The 19,673-nt window shown below is 51.6% G+C and carries 23 protein-coding genes and 1 pseudogene; 11 read left to right on the top strand and 13 right to left on the bottom strand.

The features are described from left to right. Nucleotides 1-4 precede the first annotated feature (4 nt). The 13 genes from phnK to L1889_RS04435 form a co-directional block, all read right to left on the bottom strand. Nucleotides 5-775 carry a phosphonate C-P lyase system protein PhnK gene (gene phnK / locus L1889_RS04495; RefSeq protein ID WP_238664085.1) on the bottom strand — a complete coding sequence of 257 codons (771 nt, stop codon included), beginning with the start codon at nucleotides 773-775 and terminating at the stop codon, nucleotides 5-7. Continuing rightward, nucleotides 772-1,644 (bottom strand): alpha-D-ribose 1-methylphosphonate 5-phosphate C-P-lyase PhnJ, encoded by an 873-nt coding sequence (locus L1889_RS04490; protein WP_238664084.1) that lies wholly within the window; start codon nucleotides 1,642-1,644, stop codon nucleotides 772-774. Before L1889_RS04490 ends, phnK begins: the two co-directional genes overlap by 4 nt. Beyond that, nucleotides 1,641-2,741 (bottom strand): carbon-phosphorus lyase complex subunit, encoded by a 1,101-nt coding sequence (locus L1889_RS04485; RefSeq protein ID WP_238664083.1) that lies wholly within the window; start codon nucleotides 2,739-2,741, stop codon nucleotides 1,641-1,643. Before L1889_RS04485 ends, L1889_RS04490 begins: the two co-directional genes overlap by 4 nt. Continuing rightward, complete coding sequence (gene phnH, locus L1889_RS04480) at nucleotides 2,701-3,348, bottom strand: phosphonate C-P lyase system protein PhnH (RefSeq protein ID WP_238664082.1); 648 nt, start codon at nucleotides 3,346-3,348, stop codon at nucleotides 2,701-2,703. The genes L1889_RS04485 and phnH overlap by 41 nt, the downstream gene beginning before the upstream one ends. Next, complete coding sequence (phnG, locus tag L1889_RS04475) at nucleotides 3,317-3,808, bottom strand: phosphonate C-P lyase system protein PhnG (protein WP_238664081.1); 492 nt, start codon at nucleotides 3,806-3,808, stop codon at nucleotides 3,317-3,319. The genes phnH and phnG overlap by 32 nt, the downstream gene beginning before the upstream one ends. After that, complete coding sequence (locus tag L1889_RS04470; protein ID WP_238664080.1) at nucleotides 3,798-4,520, bottom strand: GntR family transcriptional regulator; 723 nt, start codon at nucleotides 4,518-4,520, stop codon at nucleotides 3,798-3,800. The genes phnG and L1889_RS04470 overlap by 11 nt, the downstream gene beginning before the upstream one ends. Nucleotides 4,521-4,553: 33 nt before the next feature. Then, complete coding sequence (phnE, locus tag L1889_RS04465) at nucleotides 4,554-5,315, bottom strand: phosphonate ABC transporter, permease protein PhnE (RefSeq protein ID WP_372871709.1); 762 nt, start codon at nucleotides 5,313-5,315, stop codon at nucleotides 4,554-4,556. Nucleotides 5,316-5,411: 96 nt separating this feature from the next. Beyond that, nucleotides 5,412-6,416, bottom strand: a complete 1,005-nt coding sequence (gene phnD, locus L1889_RS04460) for a phosphonate ABC transporter substrate-binding protein (RefSeq protein WP_238664078.1) — start codon at nucleotides 6,414-6,416, stop codon at nucleotides 5,412-5,414. 75 nt (nucleotides 6,417-6,491) lie between these two features. Continuing rightward, nucleotides 6,492-7,325 (bottom strand): phosphonate ABC transporter ATP-binding protein, encoded by an 834-nt coding sequence (phnC, locus tag L1889_RS04455; protein WP_238664076.1) that lies wholly within the window; start codon nucleotides 7,323-7,325, stop codon nucleotides 6,492-6,494. Nucleotides 7,326-7,375: 50 nt separating this feature from the next. Next, nucleotides 7,376-7,693 (bottom strand): hypothetical protein, encoded by a 318-nt coding sequence (locus L1889_RS04450; RefSeq protein WP_238664074.1) that lies wholly within the window; start codon nucleotides 7,691-7,693, stop codon nucleotides 7,376-7,378. A 381-nt stretch (nucleotides 7,694-8,074) separates the two neighbouring features. Then, nucleotides 8,075-9,706, bottom strand: coding sequence for a copper resistance CopC/CopD family protein (locus tag L1889_RS04445; protein WP_238664073.1), 1,632 nt, complete (start codon nucleotides 9,704-9,706; stop codon nucleotides 8,075-8,077). A gap of 56 nt (nucleotides 9,707-9,762) precedes the next feature. Beyond that, nucleotides 9,763-10,302: a YcnI family copper-binding membrane protein gene (locus L1889_RS04440; RefSeq protein WP_238664072.1), complete on the bottom strand. Its 540-nt coding sequence runs from the start codon at nucleotides 10,300-10,302 to the stop codon at nucleotides 9,763-9,765. A 64-nt stretch (nucleotides 10,303-10,366) separates the two neighbouring features. After that, a complete protein-coding gene (locus tag L1889_RS04435) occupies nucleotides 10,367-10,762 on the bottom strand; it encodes a hypothetical protein (protein WP_238664071.1) in 396 nt (131 codons plus the stop codon). Between the two features lie 200 nt (nucleotides 10,763-10,962). On the opposite strand from L1889_RS04435, the gene L1889_RS04430 reads away from it, so the two are divergent. The 11 genes and pseudogenes from L1889_RS04430 to L1889_RS04385 all read left to right on the top strand — a co-directional run bounded on the left by L1889_RS04430 (nucleotide 10,963) and on the right by L1889_RS04385 (nucleotide 19,604). After that, the gene (locus L1889_RS04430) at nucleotides 10,963-11,751 is read left to right on the top strand and encodes an IclR family transcriptional regulator (RefSeq protein WP_238664069.1); all 789 of its coding nucleotides are present in this window, start codon (nucleotides 10,963-10,965) and stop codon (nucleotides 11,749-11,751) included. A 19-nt stretch (nucleotides 11,752-11,770) separates the two neighbouring features. Then, the gene (locus L1889_RS04425) at nucleotides 11,771-12,538 is read left to right on the top strand and encodes an ABC transporter substrate-binding protein (protein ID WP_238664068.1); all 768 of its coding nucleotides are present in this window, start codon (nucleotides 11,771-11,773) and stop codon (nucleotides 12,536-12,538) included. Nucleotides 12,539-12,594: 56 nt separating this feature from the next. Then, a complete protein-coding gene (locus tag L1889_RS04420) occupies nucleotides 12,595-12,876 on the top strand; it encodes a type 2 periplasmic-binding domain-containing protein (protein ID WP_238664066.1) in 282 nt (93 codons plus the stop codon). 177 nt (nucleotides 12,877-13,053) lie between these two features. Continuing rightward, on the top strand, nucleotides 13,054-14,676 hold the full coding sequence (locus L1889_RS04415; RefSeq protein ID WP_238664064.1) for an ABC transporter permease: 1,623 nt from the start codon (nucleotides 13,054-13,056) through the stop codon (nucleotides 14,674-14,676). Then, complete coding sequence (locus L1889_RS04410; protein WP_238664062.1) at nucleotides 14,669-14,896, top strand: ATP-binding cassette domain-containing protein; 228 nt, start codon at nucleotides 14,669-14,671, stop codon at nucleotides 14,894-14,896. The genes L1889_RS04415 and L1889_RS04410 overlap by 8 nt, the downstream gene beginning before the upstream one ends. 11 nt (nucleotides 14,897-14,907) lie before the next feature. After that, nucleotides 14,908-15,156: pseudogene (locus tag L1889_RS18350) on the top strand (ATP-binding cassette domain-containing protein); the annotation flags it as partial. 147 nt (nucleotides 15,157-15,303) lie between these two features. Further along, the gene (locus L1889_RS18345; RefSeq protein ID WP_257793929.1) at nucleotides 15,304-15,768 is read left to right on the top strand and encodes a TOBE domain-containing protein; all 465 of its coding nucleotides are present in this window, start codon (nucleotides 15,304-15,306) and stop codon (nucleotides 15,766-15,768) included. After that, on the top strand, nucleotides 15,752-16,990 hold the full coding sequence (locus L1889_RS04400; protein ID WP_238664060.1) for a CaiB/BaiF CoA transferase family protein: 1,239 nt from the start codon (nucleotides 15,752-15,754) through the stop codon (nucleotides 16,988-16,990). Before L1889_RS18345 ends, L1889_RS04400 begins: the two co-directional genes overlap by 17 nt. Further along, nucleotides 16,987-17,832, top strand: a complete 846-nt coding sequence (locus L1889_RS04395; protein ID WP_238664059.1) for an HpcH/HpaI aldolase/citrate lyase family protein — start codon at nucleotides 16,987-16,989, stop codon at nucleotides 17,830-17,832. Before L1889_RS04400 ends, L1889_RS04395 begins: the two co-directional genes overlap by 4 nt. Before the next feature lie 46 nt (nucleotides 17,833-17,878). Beyond that, complete coding sequence (locus L1889_RS04390) at nucleotides 17,879-18,901, top strand: hydroxyacid dehydrogenase (protein WP_238664058.1); 1,023 nt, start codon at nucleotides 17,879-17,881, stop codon at nucleotides 18,899-18,901. A gap of 25 nt (nucleotides 18,902-18,926) precedes the next feature. After that, on the top strand, nucleotides 18,927-19,604 hold the full coding sequence (locus L1889_RS04385) for an RraA family protein (RefSeq protein ID WP_238664057.1): 678 nt from the start codon (nucleotides 18,927-18,929) through the stop codon (nucleotides 19,602-19,604). The last annotated feature ends 69 nt before the right edge of the window (nucleotides 19,605-19,673 follow it).

Raw genomic sequence — 19,673 nt, 5'->3', positions numbered from 1 at the left:
CACCTCAAGGCTGTAGGACGGAGGAAACCAGCAATTGGCTATAGGCATGCTGTGGATCATCAAGGATTTGATCTGTCAGTCCGCATTCCACGACCCGGGAGTTGCGCATGACCAAGAGCCGGTCAGCCAGCAATCGGGCGACCGCTAAGTCGTGCGTCACAATGACCACAGCAAGCTGCAGTTCGCGAACCAGACCACGTAACAGATCAAGCAAGTTAGCCTGTACCGACACATCCAGCCCGCCCGTGGGCTCGTCCATGAATATAAGCCGTGGCTGTGACACCAGATTGCGCGCTATTTGCAATCGCTGCTGCATGCCGCCCGAAAAGGTGCGAGGCAAATCATCAATACGCTGCGGATCAATTTCCACTTGTTCAAGCCACTCCAGCCCAGCCTGGCGCAGTTGCCCATAATGACGCATGCCCTGAGCCATAAGCCGTTCGCCGATATTCGCGCCGGCCGACACACCCATGCGCAGACCATCCCGCGGATTCTGCTCAACGAAACCCCATTCGGTACGCAGCAATGTACGCCGCTGGGCTTCGCTGGCCTGGTAAAGATCGATGGCATTATCTTCTTTGCCACGGTAGAGCACCGAGCCGGAATCCGGAGGCATACGACCCGCCAAAACGCTGAGCAGCGTGGACTTCCCTGAGCCGGACTCCCCCACGATACCCAGCACTTCACCAGGATAAAGATCGAAGGAGACGTCCTGGCAACCCTTCTCGGGGCCGTAAAGCATCGTCAAGCCTCGCGATGATAACAATGGGCTCATCGTTTTAACTCCTGTGAGGCGCAGCGCTGGGAGCAGTAATCCGTATCGGAACAAATAAATTCACGGGTACCTTCGTCGTCCACGATAAGTTCGTCCAGATATGAATCGGCACTGCCGCAGAACGCGCAGTTCTGTTCCCAGGTTGGGATTTCAAATGGATGGTCTTCGAAATCCAGGCTTTCCACTTCCGTGTAAGGCGGGACAGCATAAAGACGCTTCTCCCGGCCTGCGCCGAACAACATCAGTGCAGGGCTCATGTTCAGCTTGGGATTATCAAATTTAGGAATAGGAGATGGATCCATGACATAACGGTCATCGACCATCACCGGATAGGCATACGCCGTGGCAATATGGCCATACGTGGCAATATCCTCGTACAGTTTGACGTGCATGACGCCATAGTCATTCAGGGCATGCATGGCTTTGGTCTCGGAATCAGAAGGTTCAATAAAACGCAGTGGCTCCGGAATAGGCACCTGATACACCAGAACCTGCCCCTCGCACAGCGAGGTTTCCGGTATCCGGTGACGCGTTTGAATCACCGTGGCGCTGTCAGTCCGCTCGGTGGTTTGAATGCCCGCAGTACGGGTAAAAAAACGGCGTATGGAAATGGCATTGGTGGTGTCATCGGCGCCTTGGTCTATCACTTTCAGTACATCGTCATAGCCCAGGATCGCTGCCGTTATCTGCATGCCCCCCGTCCCCCACCCATACGGTAAGGGCATTTCGCGGCCACCAAAGGGAACCTGATATCCAGGTATGGCGACTGCCTTGAGCAGTCCCCTGCGCAAACTACGCTTGGTTTGTTCATCCAGATAGGCAAAGTTATAGCCAGGCTGTATGTCGGCATCTGGTGTCGTGGATATCATGAGTGTGTGTCCTCGTGTGTAGCCTGCGCCTTCTCGGCGTGGTCGCGGCGCAGTTTGCGGATAAGGTCCAGCTCCGACTGAAAATCGACGTAGTGCGGCAATTTCAGATGCGACACAAAGCCGGCGGCCTCGACGTTATCGCAATGCATCAGCACAAACTCTTCTTGCTGGGCCGGTGATTGAATGTCTTCCTGGTACTCGGAGGCACGAAGAGCCCGATCGACCAGGGCCATGCCCATGGCCTTACGTTCCGCGTTGCCAAAAGCCAGCCCATAGCCACGCGTAAACTGGGGAGGTGTCTCTTTGCTGCCTGCAAACTGGTTGATCATCTCGCATTCCGTAACCTCGATATCGCCCAGCGGCACCGCAAAATCAAGCTCTTCAGGTTCTACCCACACCTCTATCTCGCCTATGCGAATTTCGCCGGCAAAGGGGTGATTCCGACCGTAGCCCCGTTGGGTGGAATACCCCAGAGCCAGTAGAAAGCCTTCGTCGCCCCGAGCAAGAACCTGCAGGCGCTGGGCACGATTGGAAGGGAAGTCCAGAGGTTCGCGGGTAATATCCGGCACGGGCTCTCCGGTGTCGGCTTCCTGGCTTAACAAACCTTCACGCGCCAGCATATCAACGACACGCGGACACGTCTGGGATTGGGCTTCGCTATGAATAGCCGGTTCTGGAATTTCTGAAGCTTCGGCAAGCAAGGCAAAATCTAGCAACCGATGTGTGTAGTCGAAGGTGGGCCCCAATAGCTGGCCACCCGGTAAATCTTTGAAAGTCGCAGATATGCGCCGCTCTATCTGCATTTTTTCGGTCTGCAGGGGCACACTGGCCGCAAAGCGCGGCAGCGTTGTGCGATAGGCACGCAGCAGGAAGACGGCCTCAACAAGATCACCCGCTGACTGCTTGATGGCCAGCGCCGCCAGTTCTTCGTCGAATAAGGAGCCTTCCCCCATTACACGGGCGACAGCCAAGGACATTTGCTGGCGTATCTGCTCCACACTCAGCTCGGGTACCGAGGTATCGCCTCGTCTTTTACTAGCAAGCAACGCATGGGCATTATCGATGGCTTTTTCGCCACCTTTCACGGCAACATACATTTAGTTCACCTCTTTTGGCACGGCGTGCAGGACACGTGTGCTGCGTGGAAGCGCTGTCAGGCGATTTCCGGTAGTAAAAAACATCCAGTCCCTGAGGGAAACGATGCGCATGACGTTGCGACCAGAAGCCATCAGTCAGCGGAAGGTGCATGTTTCGCTCCTTCAATATCCCCGGACCTTGCCAGAAAGTCGCGTGGCCCTGTTCCAGGCTGTCCAGTTGAACCAGCAAGGTGCAAGATTGGTCCGGATCGCGGTCAGTGCCGGCAGTAAAGCAGGACAAATCGCCAAGCTCATTGACAGTCAGCAAAGCAAAGGCGGCCTGCTCGCGGTGGGTCACGAATGGACAGCCACAATGAAAAGCCAGATTGGCGCGCAAGGCAGCGGTATCAAGACCGGGTGCCAGCCATACCGGGGTCTCGTTGTCCAGCAGACTAAGACACAGTGCATAGCCCGCCGGAGCCAGCTGATCTATACCTTTCAAGCTAAGACTATCGTCCAGGGTATGCATCGTGCCAGGCTCAGCGATGGCTTTCAAAGCCGTACGAAAGACTCGCTGGCTAGACCGCACGGCATCGTCAAATGCCGGTAGAAGCGTTGCTTCGGACATCAGTCATCCCCCTTACCATCGTCACAAAATCCACCTTGGTCGCACCTGAACGAGCAGCGCGCATCAAGGCAGCTGCCTGTTGCTCTTGCTCCAGCGGCGTGATCAACACCGACATCCAATGTTCATGCTCCTTTCCTTGCAAATGCGCATCAGCCAATGCTGCAAGCTCTGCATGGGCTTTGCTTCGGCCTGCTACATAGCTGTGTCCGGTACAGCCGTCGTTCAACTGAACGACGCAGCGCGTCACCGTCATTTCGCCAAGATTGAAAGGTGCACCGCTGGCACCTATGCGGCCACGCACCATGGCCATGCCGATTTCAGATGGTCGAATGAAGCGATGTCCTGATTGACGCAGCTGCGCATCATGGGCCAGCAGTTGAGATTGCGCGCGCGCCAGCACACGCATCCAGTGTTGGCGTGGTGTTATCCCGCCGTCGCTGATCTCGGAATCATTGTTCATGTTGCTCTCCGGAAGTAATGTGATAAGTAAAGCGGTCTGCGCGAGTGACCGAACGCGAAAGCTCCACGGCCGTGCCAGCGGGATCCGCGGATATAGTACGTATCGTCAAAACAGGTGCGTGACGTGGCATAAGCAGTTGAATCGCCTCAACTGGCGTGGGCACTCGCGCCCCGATAAGTGTCGAGACACGCTTGAGGCGAATTTCGTTTTTCTCCATATGCAGGCGAAGTGAGCCGCCTTCGTAGCCATGCAGGACCTGCTCATAACGATCTGAAAAGCAATGCGTGATCAGGCTGATGGGTTGATCATCAAGCAAGCGCAGTGTCTTGATTTCGATGACACGACTGTCATCGGCAAGCGCCAGCCCCCTCGTCTCGTCGGGGGTAGCGAGACGATGTTGCCTGCCCAACAACACAGCCTCGGAACGAAAGCCCATGCTCGTAAGCGTCTTGCTATAGGCACTGCTGGCATCCACCGGATAGACAATGTGCTGCGCCAATACGCACGTTCCGCGGCCCTTATGGCGCAGCACTCGCCCTTCCCGCACCAGTTCGTCAACAGCACGGCGCAATGTGTGGCGGTTAACTCCGAATCGTTCGGCCAGGCGGGCTTCCGACGGCAGATAGTCACCAACCGAAAAACCATTCAATTCGCTACGCAAAATATGGGCAATTTCCATGTAGCGCGGCTCGAGCTGTCTAGACAAGTTCATATATAAATAAAAGGCGATTCCGCCCTCTTTGTATTAAATAAAGTGTTTGCGCAAACGTTGCGAAAGGATGTCTATTGCACTGACCACCACGATGATCATGATCAAAATGGCGCAAGTCTGCGCGAGCTGAAAGCCGCGGATGGCTTCCCAGAGCATCACTCCAATACCCCCTGCTCCGACCATTCCCACCACTGTGGCAGAGCGCACGTTGGACTCAAACCGATATAGCGAATAGGAGATCCATAAGGGCAATACCTGCGGTATCACTCCGTAAATGACTTCTTGCAGGGCACTGGAGCCGGACGCACGCACCCCTTCAACGGGTCCAACCTCGATGGCCTCCACAGCTTCGGCAAACAGTTTTGCCAGCACCCCGGTCGTGCCAATAAACAGCGCCATGACGCCGGCAAAGGGCCCTAGCCCAACCGCCACGACAAACAACATGGCAAACACCATTTCATTGATCGAGCGAAACGCATCCATAACGCGCCGTACCGGCTGGCATATCCACCATGGAGCAATATTCTCTGAACATAAAACACCCAGCGGAATCGAACAGACGATGGCCAGCACGGTTCCCCAGACGGCAATCTGCAAGGTCACCAGAATCTCGCTCAGGTACATTCGCCAATAGCGGAAATCCGGCGGGAAGAAATCGGCCAGAAACACGCGCATATTATCTGCGTCGCGCCACAGCATGGCGGGATTCATCTCGGCACCATCCCATGACCAGGCCAGAATTACTGCCACCGCACACCATCCCAGCCACTGAGACCATGAGCGCCTGGCTTTCATCTTTGACTCTGGATGAGTTACTAACGTTGTCATGTATAGAATTCCCGAATGAGTTGGGCCCTTGCCCGAAAATTGCCAGGCAAGGGCAATCGCGGCTTATTGCGTACTAACTACCTTCTTTTCGAGCGTATCCATGCGAACCGTCAATTTTTCGAGGCTGGCATCGATTTCCTGAAGGCGCGCCTGTTTTTCTGCCTCACTCATGGTGCTGTCTACCGCAACCTGGCTACGTTCCTTAAACAGCTCAAGCTGACGTATAGGCAAGAGCTGATCGTCGCTGGAGGCGCGGAATTTGCCCCACTGCAGCCCGGCCAGAACGGCCAGTTCCTTTTCGTCGGAGCCGTAAGTGGTGAAAAAATCATTGATTTTCTTTTTAGCGTCCTCTGGCAGGTTTTTGCGCCACACAATAGGATCGGCGGGGATAAGAGGCGACTTCCAGATAACCTTAAGTTGTGCTGCCTTGTCTGGATTCGTCTCTTCCAAGCGCTCCATACCTTCGGTATTGAACGTTGCAATGTCTGCCTGCTTATTGGCAACGCTAAGCGCGTTGACCTCGTGGCTGGCATTCAGGGTACGTTTGAAGATCTGATTTGGCTGAACATCGTTCTTGGCAAAAACGTAGTAGCCTGGCACCAGATAGCCGGAGGTAGAGTTTGGATCACCATTGCTGAAGGTCAAGTCCTTGGCGTTCTCCAGCATCTCTTCGACGGAGTTGATCGGGCTGTCTTTATGCGCTATCAGCAAACTCCAGTACCCCGGGTTTCCGTCAGCCGCCACGGTTTGAGCAAAAACCTCGCCACCCGCACGGTCTACCGCCTCCATCGCCGACTTGTTGCCATACCAGGCCACATCGACCTTGTTAAATCGCATGCCTTGGATGATTCCAGCGTAGTCCGGGGCAAAGAATGAGTTGATTTTCATGCCTGTTTGCCTGGCCATTTCGGCCAGGAATGGATCCCACTGCGCCTTGAGATTCTGTGAGGACTCGGTAGAGATGATGCCGAAATTGAGCTCTTCCAATTCCGAAGCTGTCGCTGCTCCGAACACTGCCGAACTGACTACCACAGAAGCCAACAGGGTTTTACGTATGCTGATGAACATATCCATACTCCGGTAATTTAGTTTCAACTTGTCTAGACAAGTTGGTTTTAAAAAGAGGACCTAACTTGCCGATGCTCAGGCAGCGATCGGGCACGCCAGGCGTGTAGCATTCTGATGCGATTCTTTATCAGAAAGAACAAGCGACATATCAAGATCGCCGCTGTAAAGCTCGCTTAAGAAAGGGCTGTTCAGAGCCTGCACTGAGCCATCAAAATGAATATGACCACCCTTCAGGGCAACCACCCGCTTGCAGTAACGCACGGCGTAGTCCACTTGGTGCAAGGTGACCACCACCGTCTTTCCGTCGCTTTGATTGATGTCGGCCAGGATATCCATAACCTTGCGTGCCGACTCAGGATCCAGCGAAGCAATGGGCTCATCAGCCAATATCACTTCAGCCTGCTGACTGAGCGCTCGCGCTATGGCGACTCGTTGCTGCTGCCCGCCCGACAAGGTAGAGGCACGCCGATGCGCATATTCGACCAGCCCGACCCGTTCAAGAGCGGCCATGGCCCGTTCTATCTCTTCTGCACTGAATAAGCCCAGCGAACCACGCCAGCGCGGCATACGGCCCAGATGGCCCAACAAAACATTAGTGAGCACACTGAGGCGCCCAACAAGATTAAATTGCTGGAAGATATAGCCAATGTCAGCACGCAGACGACGTACCTGATTATTAAGGCTGCCCGCCTGCTGAACAGACTGGCCCAGAATCTGAATAGAGCTGGAATTACTCTTGTCACTGCAGGCCAAACCCGCCAGATGACGCAGCAAGGTGGATTTTCCCGACCCTGATGCCCCAATAAGGGCAACCATTTCTCCGGCTTTTACGGTTAGTCCCAGGTCAAACAAGACTTGTTTCCCGGAAAAGCTTTTATTTAAACCCTCGACACGGATTACTGAGTTCATTCGTGCTCTCCCAATTAGCTGGACGACGCATTGTCGCAATAGGCAGCATCTTAGGTAGCTTGTATGACCTTGGCATTAACCGTAGATGACAAATTCATGACCCCCTGCAGAAACACCGGGCGAACAGACAAAAAAACCTGCTGACGGTGCGCGTCGCAGGTTTTTGTAAAGGTCACCGGTCTAAACCAGAGTTGGGTCGTTTTCATCGCCCGGAATGTTGTCTGACTCGTTTGGCAATGGGGGTCGCCGGGGCGACGCTGCGGATGTACGTCTGAATCAATCTCCGGTTTGGGAGGTGGTTTCTCTGCGGGCCGCTGTGCAGGCGGATTAGCAGGTTTGTCTGAGTTTCGCGTGCTATGTAGTGGCATAATCGTCTCCTTATCAAAACCGTAGCAAGCGGTCTATACACAATCAATGTAATGGATATCGGAAGCGGCCCGGCATCGAAATGAATCTTGGGGTAAGTGGATGATGCCAAGAATTCAAGTGAGAAGAATTCCGTTCTTATTCTCCATGGCTTTCCGCTCTTCCAGTATCGGCAGACTGCAGCGCCAACTCTATCAAGCCCCGTCCTTGTAACCGGCGTTCAAGCAACCAGCAAAAGGCTTAAGGCTTAAGGCTCTTTGATGGCACCGCCCGAATCATTAAGACAGCAAGCGTTAAATATGTTAAGGCCACACATCGTGGCGTGGCCGCTGGGAAAGCACGACAAATAACCCATGATCTGGGCAGCAATAGTAACTGTAAAATTATTCAGTCAATTTCAGCGTGGTCTCAAGGCGGACTCGCTCAAAATCCGAGATCAACGCGTCAATGCGAATCTGCCAGCTATCCTGCTGTGGCAACTGAATATCCCTGACCTCCCATTCGCCCTCGCTCAGGCGTCTCGCGGGCAATACAATAGCCGCGATACCGGCTGCTGTATTTGAAAATGACACATCCACCTCTTGAGCTTTCAAGGGGTTTAGACCTGTCTCTGACAAGGACAAGGTCAATGCGGTGGGTTGTCCGTGAGCTGCGAGGGTCAGGTTCAGCCTGGCTATGGCAGCCGGGGCTTGAATATAGGCCGAAATGACAGGAACGGCTGGCGGAATGACACTCAGTGCCCGCGGTGGTGGCGTAAACCGCCAAAGCGATACCACCGCAAAAATCGCCAAAGCCAGCATAAGCTCTACATAAATAATGTGCTTCATGGCTCGTCGCGCACCAGTATGGGAACGCAGTACAGCATCCGTGAGCCGATAACGATTGTAGGCCCCTAAAGCCAAAAGTATGCTTAACAATATAAGCTTAAGCAGCAATATTTGTCCGTAAGCGCTTAGCCAAAGAGACGCTGGCGAGTCAAACTGCAGGTAAATCAGCACGCCTCCACTTGCAAAGAGCAGCACCAGGCCAAAGGGGATCAGCCTGCTAAAGCCTCTAAGCAACGTCACGCTTTCCGAATCATTCAGCTCATAAGCCAGCGGCCACAACGATCCGATCCACAATACTATTGCAATAGCGTGTAGCCATACAGCCGGCCGGGCCAACCATTCCGGAGGCGCCACGCTCGCATGACCACTGGCTGCCAAAGAGGCTCCCAACAAAAACACAGCCAGCCCAGCCCACAGCCTTTTGGCCCAAACCGGCGTGCTACTCCAGGCTATCCCTGCGCAGGCAAGAGCCGCTAGCGCGAAAATGGCGGAAACACCAAACGAAGTAGCGCTGGCAATACTCCAGGCTTCTTTAGCCAGCAGACCTTTAAGCGGCAAGTCCAACGCATCCACACCTAACAGGCCTACGTTCAACACTGTAGCAACACCCCCGAATGCCAACGCGCACAGACCTGCCCGGCGTCTGCCGCCGCGCACTAAACCTAAAGAATGAAAAACAGCCAAAGCTATTCCAAAAACCAAGCCTGCGTACGCGCTCAAGCGTGAAAGCCAGATCAGAAAGTTCCTCCCTGCAGAGACTGTGTCCGCCGTAGCTGCATTTGCACCTGTGTCGCCGGATCCGACCGAAAAGCTTAATGCTCCACTTACCGGATGGCCGTCTGCCGAGACCACCCTCCAGCTCAGCGCGTATGAGCCTTGCTGAATCAATGGCGGCAAAGACAGCGCCAAGCCTTTGGGCAATGTTCTTATCTGGCTTAGATTTATCGCGGTTCCATCAGGTTCAACCAGCTTTAGCACTAACGGCGACACCGGCTCATTGAACACAAGTTGTGCCTGCGTGGGCGCACTGGACAAAGTAGCGCCCATCGCAGGCGTACTGGATACCAGCGAAGCATGTGCAAACGCGACTGAGTTCCAGGCAGCCATCACCACTACCAAAAACAGCGTTATCAATGTGCTCAGCAAGCAGGCGGATGTGGACTTCACAGGACGGTGGAATGCCTGCATTATCATGTCTCCTTTCATCGACGCATCCTGATGAATACGTCGACGTGCCAGGCTAATTACTGTTTAGGCAGCAGTTCAAGTCCAGGAGCGGGAGAATCGGAGTGATCGCCGCCTGTCGCTTGCTGTTCGGTGGAGGGCAAATCTATCCATCGCTCGACGCCATCTTGGCACTCTTGCACGACCGGAAAGTGCAGTGTGCTGTTGGCCTCCAAGCTGCTGCTCAGATAAGCGACGAAAACAAACTCGTCATAGTGTTCATCAAGTAAAGGACCGCCCGTCCAGGACACCTCTTTAACACCGGCACTGACTTGCGCACCATATAAAGTGTAAGGCTGAGCGTAATCGCCTTTGACGGTTTCTAAAGTCCACCCGGCCTTGGGCTGGGGCTTTACTCCCACCACACCTTCAGGAATACGGACCCGGATCTTTACCGTGGGCGAACCCTGGCAGCCGTGCGGAACCCGGAAAACCGCTTGATAGCGGCTCTCTACCGGCGCTTCCCTGGTTTCAAGGCTAACGTGTGAAAAAACCTGGGGAGCGATAAAAATGGACGCCAATGCAATAGTAAAGCGAGCGCTGCTACGAAATATAGTCATGGTCAAACCTCGGAGTGAAACTCATCAAAGCATGGCCATTGAAGCAACGGCCACCAAGAACAAATCAATCGAGGCTTGAAGGCGGGGCCCGAGATCCAAGCGGTGGGCCCTGGGCCGGCAAGGGCGGCAGCGCGTAGTTACGCACTAGCAGCTGCAAGGAATGCCGGGATAGCGTCCCAGGCAGCACAAGCTCATTATGAAAAGGAACCACGGCCTGCGAGAGCCCCAGACCAAATGAGCAGTCTGCAGCGCTGGTGTGCTTATCAGAAGAAAGCGGACCGCCGGACTGAGGCGACAAATCGAGTGGCAGTAGGCGGCTTCCCCCTTCTATCGAGCAAAGGGTAATAGCAAGCTTGCCATGGCGCCCACCGGAGCCATCTGGCATGTAGCCCGCCGGAATGACTGAGCGGAACAAAAACGAAATCACAGTCAGGCAAAAAATAATTTTCCAGACTGCCATACCTTTATACCGAATGCATTCTCGAAGGGTGAGCATAAAGCGAATTATATGACAGTTGCGATCGTTATTTCCCTAACAAACTGTAGGTTCTATCCCTCTCCATAATGGCTTAAGTGCTGAAAGCAGTTAGGTATTAGCCCTAGATTGACACCTATAACAGGCAAACCTAAACTCAAAAACATATTCAACACAATAAACCCATGCAACATATTGAACTCTCTGCCATGCCTAAAACACCCTCTACTGCAGCACGGGGATATAAACGAATACTTTTACTGATCGAATGGTTGGCGCTACAGCCACATTCAGTTGCATTAATTGATATTGTTAACCAATTCACTTGGCCTAAAAGTACAGCACTTCTCTTGATACGTGCGCTCGTCGAAGACAACTATGTCAGCCGTGAGTCCGACGGACGCTACACGCTCATACGCCTGCCTGGCGAGCCAAGTCTAAATAATTTGGCCTGGGGTACGATCTTACGCAACTGTGAAGGGGTGTTAAGTGGTGTAGTTAGCGAAATTAATGAAACTGGTTTTATCGCAGTACTGACTCCTGAACTGCGTTTACATTACTTGAATAAAATCTTGCCGGAGCGTGAAATTCGTTACGACCGCAATATCGAAGTGCAACGCATCCCACACTACGTAGCAAGCGGCTTAATGCTGCTGGCAGGAAAAAGTGAGAGCGATCTCGAACGTTATCTGGATCTGATTCCTCCAGAAAGCGGAGAGGACATTCTTAGCATCCGGAAAAAGATTGAAGCCGCACGCAAAGACGGCTATGTCGTCAACCTTCAAGGCCGGGTAGAAGGCGCTGCAGGCGTTGCAGCACCCATCTTAGATGGCAAAGGCCATTCGGTAGCAGCCATCAATATTTCTGGCCCCAGGGACCGACTCACTCAGAACCTGGAGCAGGTGATAAAAGCAACAGTCACTGCCGCCGCAGAAGCAAGCAAAAAATTAAAGCTTTTAACGCTTCATCATTAAAATTAAAACGGAGACATTCATGTTTATACGCACCTCATTGGCCAGTTTAAGCTTGCTACTAGCCGCTACTATTCCAACTGCTGTAGCCGATACGGTAACAGTACCCGAATACTACCCGGCCAACTATCAGGAGTTGATTCAAGCCTCTAAAGGAGAGAATGGCCTGGTCATTTATTCCAATATGGCTGACAACAACTGGAGGCCAGTAATCAATGGTTTCAACAAACATTATCCCTGGATAAAAATCGAAACCTTAGATTTGGGTTCCGGTACAGTGCACTCCCGCTGGGAAGCGGAAGCAGGTAGCGGATCACGCACCGCCGATATATTGGTTTCCGGAGCTAACGATCGCTGGGCCAAGTATGGACTGGAAGGCACGATGCTGGATTACCAGAGTCCGGAACATGAATATTTACCGGAATTTGCCGCCCCCTACCCCGGGGTCAATGTCATGTCCACTGACCCATTAGTAATTACCTATAACGCTGTCTTACTACCAGAAGATAAACGACCGACAGGCTTGGGATCTCTTGTTGAACTAGCCCAGGCCGAGCCCGATAAATATAAAGGGCGAATCACCACCTACGACGCCGCTCGCAACTCTTTCGGTTTAGCTGCATGGTGGCAAACGCTCCAAGTTAAAGGTGAAGAAGGTTGGGAGGATCTACGCGCGATTGGTCCTATGATTCGCGGCGAAACCTCTGGCGGACCCATGAATGAGAAAATTGCTGCGGGTGAGTATATGGTTGGAATCGCCGTGTCCGGCATTACCATTTTCCCCGTTTAGATCAGGCTGGCGGAAAAGTTTTAGGCTTTGCTTTTCCTGATGACGGCACCCCGGTAATGCTACGAGGACTGGGCATTGCCAAAGACTCTGCTAACCCTAACTCCGCCAAACTACTCATCGACTTTCTGCTTAGTAACGAAGGTCAGACGCTTGTAGGAAAAGGAGGTTTAACTCCATATCGAGATGATGTAGATGAAAAAGAAGTTCGCTATACCTATCAAGGCATCGCAGATATCGTTGGAAACGACAACATCATTGTTGTCGGTTTTGAAAAAGCCTTGATTGACCAGGCTGGCGACTTCGCAAAGAAGTGGACCGCAGCCATGTCGGGCAAATAAATACGCCCTATCTGGAACTCGCAGCCAGCAATACGCTGGCTGCCTTAAAGAATGATCCCACACCATGGCAAAACTGTCAGAAACAGAAATGCAGGTCTCTCCACGCCTAAAGTCTTCCGGGCCTAATCGTTCCAATCTACTTTTTGGACCGTGACCATTCTTACGTTCGTAATGGTTATGGGCCCACTCGCCCCGATTGTCGCTCAGGCTTTTCTTGATAAACCTTTATACCTTAGCAACGCTGCATTTACACTCAACAACCTATGGCGACTGTTCACTGAAGCCGGAATGGGTGTCATCGCATTAAATACTATTTATTTCGCGGTGTTAACAATGGGCATTGCGCAATTTTTTGGTGCCATGCTGGCAATTATTATCGGACGCACGAACTTGCCCGGCCGCAAGTGGATGGCCGAGCTTATCATCTGGCCCTTATTCGTCAGTAATCTAGTCATTGCCTTTGGCTGGTTCACCATGTATGGCCCTTCAGGCTATATCACACTGGCGTTACGCTCATGGACCGGCCTGGAGCTTTGGAATCTATACACTCTCACTGGTATGGGTCTGGTTGCTGGTCTAAGTCAGGCTCCTCTTACCTATTTGATGTGCATCGGTGCTGTAACTAAAGCTGACGCCCAGCTTGAGGCCGCTGCACGCTCAGTCGGCGCCAGCCCTATGCGTGCATTATGGAGTGTCACTGTTCCCATGATGCGCCCAGCCCTCATTTACTCTGCCGTGTTGAATTTCGTAATTGGGGTAGAGATGCTTGCTATACCCTTGGTGTTCGGCGGCCCCGTGGGGTTAGATACCATCACCACGTTCTTATACGATCAGGGCATTAATGCAGCGGTAGAGTCCGATTACGGGATTGTGGGTGCTGCAGCACTTGTGCTGTTATTAATGGTCGGCTTCCTAGTGTGGCTGCAAGGGCGGCTTATGCGTAACACTGACCGCTTTGTTACTGTTCGGGGCAAAGCTACCCGCCCATCAATAGTAGCGCTAGGCTCATGGCGCTGGCCCTTGTTCCTTGTCGTATTTGCCTATGTGTTTTTTACGATTATCACCGTATTTAGCGGGATATTGATGCGTGCCAGCGTTACATTCCTTACCCCTCTAGTACCCTTTTGGGAGTTACTGACGTTAGATAACTTCAAACTAATATTTAGTCAGGCCAGCTATGTACGCTCAATTTGGAACTCGGTGGTTATTTCACTCTTAGGCGGCATTATTGGCACCATTGTCGTGGTGTTAATTGCTTTCGTCGCAAGGCGCTCTGCCTTTCGCTTTCGCCGCACACTGGAATACGTTGCCTTGCTACCCCGCTCGCTTCCAGGGATTATCGCTGGCCTAGGCTTCTTTTACGCGGTGGTCTGGGTACCCGGCCTGGATATTATCCGAGGCACAATTTGGGTACTAATTGCCGCTTTTGTCATCCGCTACATCCCTATAGGTTTCGGTGCAATCGCGCCTGCCTTGGCCCAAATCGGCGAAGAGCTAGATCGCGCAGCCCGCATCTCAGGGGCTGGGTGGTGGACCACTATGCAGCGCATTGTATTACCACTGCTTAAACCTGCCTTGTTCTCGACCTTTGCTCTACTTTTTATCCATTTCTTCAAAGAGTATGTAACGGCCGTCTTCTTATACCAGTCAGGATCAGAAATTATAGGAACAACAATGCTGAGTTTATACACCCAAGGAGATAACGGCCCTGTTTCGGCACTCGCCGCCGTACAGATTTTAATTACCGCTGCTTTTGTATTTCTTTCTCGCCGTCTGTTGGGAGTAAAAATCTATGGCTGATCTCGTTCTAGAAAATCTCACCATCGCATATGGCGATGTCACCGCCGTAGAAAACATTTCGTTGTCTATACCTTCAGGCGAATTTTTGACATTGCTGGGTCCTTCAGGCTGCGGTAAGTCTACTACTCTGTTCGCTATCGCCGGACTAAACGATGCTACCTCCGGACTCATCCGCGTCGGAGACACGGAGCTATTTAACGGTCAAAAAACCTATCAGTAGAACCTGAACATCGCAATATTGGTCTGGTTTTTCAAAGTTACGCTCTGTGGCCTCATATGTCGGTTGCCGAAAATCTGGCTTTCCCGCTGAAGCTGCGACGCATAGGAAAAGCCGAACGCGACAAACGCATTCAAGAGGCCTTAAGCCTGGTGGAAATGGATAAGTTTGCGAGTCGCTATCCTTTTGAACTGTCTGGCGGCCAACAACAACGCGTAGCCTTAGCCCGAGCACTTGTATATACCCCAGGTCTATTGCTACTCGATGAACCCTTATCCAATCTGGATGCCAAGCTGCGCGAGCGTGCCAGAGTCTGGCTACGTGAACTGCAAGAACGACTCAAAGTGACTACTGTATATGTAACTCACGACCAAGCCGAGGCTTTAGCCGTCTCCGATCGTATTGCCGTTATGTCCAATGGCAAAGTGCGCCAATTGGGGACACCAAAAGAAATCTACGAAACGCCTGCTGACTCTTTCGTGGCGGATTTTATCGGATCATCCAACTTCTTACGCGGCCAGATTCAAGAAACCAACGACTTATGGGCCACGGTCAAACTTACCGACGGAAGCCTGTTGCGCTGTGGTATCGGCAAAGAAACGCTAGATAAAGACGTAGTGATCGCCATTCGTCCAGAAAAAATAGAAATCGTAGATGCAGCGCAGGACAATACCTTGAACGTAAGTCTGCTCAGCAGCATTTACTTGGGTTCTATATACCAGCATGAAGTAGCAGGTCCCGGTGGGAGTTTTCGTATTCAAACGAATCATGAACTCATGGACAGGCAACTCTGCGTCCACATCCCTCCACAAGCAGCCACTCTATTTCGTGGCGACTCCATGCCTAAAAAACCTAAAAATGCAAAGTTCAAATAGAACCATTCAAGATCCAATCCGCTTTAATTCTTCGGCTGTAGGTCCGCTGAATCGCTATAAAGTCGTCGATATGTCCCGATTAGTAGCGGGTAACATGCTATCTCTACAACTAGGAGATTTTGGCGCCGACGTCATAAAAATTGAATCCCCCAGTGGTGATCCACTTCGAGATTGGCGTGAAAATGGCCAATCTTTCTATTGGAAAACATACGGGCGAAACAAACGTTCTTTGGTGCTGAACTTGCGTCAACCAGAATGCATGCAAGCATTAAAGCTCATCATTGATCAAGCCGACGTACTAATTGAAAACTACCGTCCAGGGACCCTGGAAAAAATGGGCCTGGCTCCGGACCTGCTATTGGCCCGTAACCCCAAGCTCATAGTGGTGAGAGTATCAGGGTTCGGACAAACAGGCCCATACTCTAACTTGCCTGGTTTCGGAACCATAGTAGAAGCCATGAGCGGCTTCGCCGCTCGCACCGGCTTTCCCGACCGTGAACCAGTATTACCTCCGTTGGCGTTGGCGGATATGCTTGCGGGAGTATATGGAGCATCGGCTGTCAGCATGGCTCTTTTAGCCCGAGAACGTAACATGTCCAACGGCCAAGTCATTGATCTGTCCTTACTGGAACCTATATTTTCTGTGTTAGGACCCGAGGCCGCCATCTTCGAGAAAACAGGCATTATCAAACAGCGCGTAGGTAGTGCCTCTAATACTGCTTCGCCACGTAATGTATATCGTTGCGCAGATAACAAATATGTCGCTTTATCAGGCTCCACCCAAGCTATAGCAGCCCGAATTTTCGAGATTATCGGAAAACCCGAAATGATAACCGACCCGCGCTTTTCCACTAATACCCAGCGCGTCAAGCACCGTGATCTTGTGGATCAAGCAGTAAGCTCTTGGTTCGCGTCACGAGATCGTGATGAAGCATTAAAGATCATGCGAAATTCCGGAGCTACTGTAGGTCCTGTCTACGACATTGCCGATGCCGTAAGCGACCCACACTTTCTTGAGCGCGATGTCATCGTAGATGTGGAGGATGAAGACTTCGGTTCTCTCCCTATGCACAACATCGTTCCTCGCTTGTCCAAAACACCAGGTGTGTGGGCTAGGCCGGCCCCTAAATTGGGTGAACACAGCGCTGAAGTTCTGCGCGAATTTGGATTAACTGAAGAGGAAATTCTTGCTATTTTGCCCACGCCCAAGGAGCCAATATGATCAGATCCTTACTGTATGTGCCAGGCAGCGCTTCCCGCTTTATAGAAAAAGCTCATTTGCGCGGCGCCGATGCAATTATCGTGGATTTAGAAGATGCAGTAGCACCAAATAAAAAAATCGCCGCGCGCCAGAATCTCAAGAAAACAGTCACAAGCGTAGGCCAAAAAGGTACACCCGTATTTGTCCGAGTCAACAACGACGCCCAACTGCTCTACGAGGACTGCATCGCTGCTTGCCGTGCTGGCGCCTTCGGACTCTATTTACCGAAGATTTCCGATGTTGAAACGCTAAAAAATCTCGATGAACTACTAAGTCCTATAGAGCAAGAAATGCAACGCCCACCGCTCCACTTTGTTCCTTTAATTGAAGACGCATTGGGGGTAATCAAGGCACTTGAAATAGCTACCGGACCACGTGTGTATGCCATCAGCGCAGGGAGTGAAGACCTAGCAACTTCCATGGGAGGACTACCCACTCCAGAAGTGTTGTATCTACCCAAACTACTCGTACACATGGCGGCTAAAGCTGCCGGGGTCTTATCGTTCGGCCTATTACGTTCGGTAGCAGACTACAAACAAATTGACAGCTACAAAAGCTCCATCGCCGAAGCACGAGATTTCGGTTTCGATGGCGCATCATGCATACACCCCAGCATAGTAGAACTGCTAAACGAAGGCTTCGTTCCATCCGAAGAAGAACTCGCACGTGCTCATCGTTTAGTTGCAGCAGCTCAGGCCCAGGAAGCTCTGGGCGTAGGTGCTTTCAATTTTGAAGGGGATTTTATTGATGCGCCCATCACGGCAAGGGCTCGCGCCCTAATTTCAAAATACTCTTCTCATTAATTTGTATATTCACTATTGATCGCTCAATATCTATCTGGAACTAACCATGCCACACGGTATTACCCCGCCTCCAAGCTATACACGACGTTTTCGGGTATTGGTTACTCATCATCAAATTGCCCCTAGCGCGATTGCCATCTTGAATGACAACGACTGTGACGTCATTTTCTCGCCTCCTTATGCTGCGCCCGAAGCCGTGGCAGCAAAAGCAGCCGAACTGCAAATTGACGCGATCATGGTAAGGCAAGGATATATTAACGACTTAGTGATCGCTGCGTCGTCCAACTTAAAAGTAATCGTCAAACATGGAGTGGGTGTAGACAATATAGATATCGCAGCAGCTACAGTTCGAAACATTCCAGTCTTACGCTCGCTAGGCTCCAATGCCCGATCCGTGGCCGAACACAGCATTTCGCTAACCCTGGCATTGATTAAAAGGATTCAACCTTTAGATCAAGCGGTCAAGGCCGGTCAGTGGCCTAAACCGAGCTTCATCGGGCAGGACATTCAAGGCAGTCTAATCGGTCTGATCGGATTCGGTGCGATTGGACAAGAAACAGCAAAACTCGCCTTAGCCCTAGGCATGAAAGTATTGATATACGACCCGCACGCTAATCAAAACCGGGAAATTACTGGCCTTGAGTTTACAGAGAACTTGGACTTGTTACTTAAAAATGTGGATGTCGTAAGCATCCACTGCCCCCTCAATAACGAAACTCATCATTTACTTAATGCAGAAAAACTGGCGTTGATGAAACCCAGCGCCGTGCTCGTTAACACGGCGCGAGGCGGCGTAATTGACGAGGCGGCGTTAGTCAACGCTCTACAAAACCAACAGATAGCAGGCGCAGCCTTGGACAGTTTTGATGTTGAGCCTCCGGCACCTGAGCATAGCCTGTGGTCATGTCCAAACTTAATCGCTACACCCCATATTGCAGGTGTAACCGTAGGGTCTGCAATTTGCATGGCAGAAACTGCAGCGCGGCATATTGTCAGTGTGCTTAAAGGCAATCCGGCACATAAGCCTAGCTTGGCAACAGTAGATCAACTTGCCTTAAAAAGAACTTAAAACATCTCAAAGGAGCACAATTATCATGGCCATCGGCTTCAAAGTTCGTACTCAAATACCCAGAGTCAGTATCCCAAATATAGAGCGTTTTCGCACGTTGCCTGTCGCCAACGTATCGGATGCCATGTCAAGGTTACTTGGCGGGGGTTGTACTTTACGACCTATGCATAAAAATGGCATTTTGGCCGGCCCGGCATTAACGGTGAAAACTCGGCCTGGTGATAATCTCATGTTGCATAAGGCCATAGATATCGCTCAGCCTGGCGATGTCATTGTCGTTGACGCAGGCGGCGATCTGACTAATTCGCTAATGGGCGAATTAATGCTAGAGCATGCCATTATGCGAGGTATTGCCGGATTTGTACTTAACGGTGCAATTAGAGACGCACAAGCCATATACGACCGTAATTTGCCTTTATATGCCCTAGGCATCACCCATCGGGGCCCCTACCGCACCGGACCTGGTGAAATCGGTTATCCCATAGCAATAGAAGGTATGGTCATTCAACCGGGTGCTTTAATTTTAGGCGATTTGGATGGCGTGGTATGTATCAATCACGAGCAACTGGACGAGGTTCATCAAGGTGCCAGCGCAAAGCACGCCGCCGAAACCAAACAGATGGAAATCACCAAAAACCAAACCATAGATCGCTCTTGGGTAGACAAAGAACTAATAAAACTAGGTTGCGTGTTTGAGAACTAAACAAAGCAGAGAACTATGGGCGGCGACGATACAGAGAAACGACATACCACATAAGCCCATAAGTAATTA

The sequence above is a fragment of the Paenalcaligenes niemegkensis genome (assembly GCF_022230885.1).
GTDB classification, from domain to species: Bacteria; Pseudomonadota; Gammaproteobacteria; order Burkholderiales; family Burkholderiaceae_B; genus Paenalcaligenes; species Paenalcaligenes niemegkensis.
Note: the sequence above shows the minus strand (reverse complement) of the source record. Positions and strands in the feature narration are given on the sequence as shown.

Bases quoted from the DNA above. Each gene is read 5' to 3' on its own strand.
- L1889_RS04430 (WP_238664069.1), top strand. From the start codon at position 10,963: ATGCAACATATTGAACTCTCTGCCATGCCTAAAACACCCTCTACTGCA.
- phnG (WP_238664081.1), bottom strand. From the start codon at position 3,808: ATGAACAATGATTCCGAGATCAGCGACGGCGGGATAACACCACGCCAA.
- L1889_RS04425 (WP_238664068.1), top strand. From the start codon at position 11,771: ATGTTTATACGCACCTCATTGGCCAGTTTAAGCTTGCTACTAGCCGCT.
- L1889_RS04400 (WP_238664060.1), top strand. From the start codon at position 15,752: ATGCAAAGTTCAAATAGAACCATTCAAGATCCAATCCGCTTTAATTCT.
- L1889_RS04415 (WP_238664064.1), top strand. From the start codon at position 13,054: ATGGGCCCACTCGCCCCGATTGTCGCTCAGGCTTTTCTTGATAAACCT.
- L1889_RS04450 (WP_238664074.1), bottom strand. From the start codon at position 7,693: ATGCCACTACATAGCACGCGAAACTCAGACAAACCTGCTAATCCGCCT.
- L1889_RS04485 (WP_238664083.1), bottom strand. From the start codon at position 2,741: ATGTATGTTGCCGTGAAAGGTGGCGAAAAAGCCATCGATAATGCCCAT.
- phnK (WP_238664085.1), bottom strand. From the start codon at position 775: ATGAGCCCATTGTTATCATCGCGAGGCTTGACGATGCTTTACGGCCCC.
- phnD (WP_238664078.1), bottom strand. From the start codon at position 6,416: ATGTTCATCAGCATACGTAAAACCCTGTTGGCTTCTGTGGTAGTCAGT.
- phnE (WP_372871709.1), bottom strand. From the start codon at position 5,315: ATGAAAGCCAGGCGCTCATGGTCTCAGTGGCTGGGATGGTGTGCGGTG.
- L1889_RS04390 (WP_238664058.1), top strand. From the start codon at position 17,879: ATGCCACACGGTATTACCCCGCCTCCAAGCTATACACGACGTTTTCGG.
- L1889_RS04490 (WP_238664084.1), bottom strand. From the start codon at position 1,644: ATGATATCCACGACACCAGATGCCGACATACAGCCTGGCTATAACTTT.
- L1889_RS04470 (WP_238664080.1), bottom strand. From the start codon at position 4,520: ATGAACTTGTCTAGACAGCTCGAGCCGCGCTACATGGAAATTGCCCAT.
- phnH (WP_238664082.1), bottom strand. From the start codon at position 3,348: ATGTCCGAAGCAACGCTTCTACCGGCATTTGACGATGCCGTGCGGTCT.
- L1889_RS04395 (WP_238664059.1), top strand. From the start codon at position 16,987: ATGATCAGATCCTTACTGTATGTGCCAGGCAGCGCTTCCCGCTTTATA.
- phnC (WP_238664076.1), bottom strand. From the start codon at position 7,325: ATGAACTCAGTAATCCGTGTCGAGGGTTTAAATAAAAGCTTTTCCGGG.
- L1889_RS04435 (WP_238664071.1), bottom strand. From the start codon at position 10,762: ATGGCAGTCTGGAAAATTATTTTTTGCCTGACTGTGATTTCGTTTTTG.
- L1889_RS04440 (WP_238664072.1), bottom strand. From the start codon at position 10,302: ATGACTATATTTCGTAGCAGCGCTCGCTTTACTATTGCATTGGCGTCC.
- L1889_RS04385 (WP_238664057.1), top strand. From the start codon at position 18,927: ATGGCCATCGGCTTCAAAGTTCGTACTCAAATACCCAGAGTCAGTATC.
- L1889_RS18345 (WP_257793929.1), top strand. From the start codon at position 15,304: ATGTCCAATGGCAAAGTGCGCCAATTGGGGACACCAAAAGAAATCTAC.
- L1889_RS04410 (WP_238664062.1), top strand. From the start codon at position 14,669: ATGGCTGATCTCGTTCTAGAAAATCTCACCATCGCATATGGCGATGTC.
- L1889_RS04420 (WP_238664066.1), top strand. From the start codon at position 12,595: ATGCTACGAGGACTGGGCATTGCCAAAGACTCTGCTAACCCTAACTCC.
- L1889_RS04445 (WP_238664073.1), bottom strand. From the start codon at position 9,706: ATGCAGGCATTCCACCGTCCTGTGAAGTCCACATCCGCCTGCTTGCTG.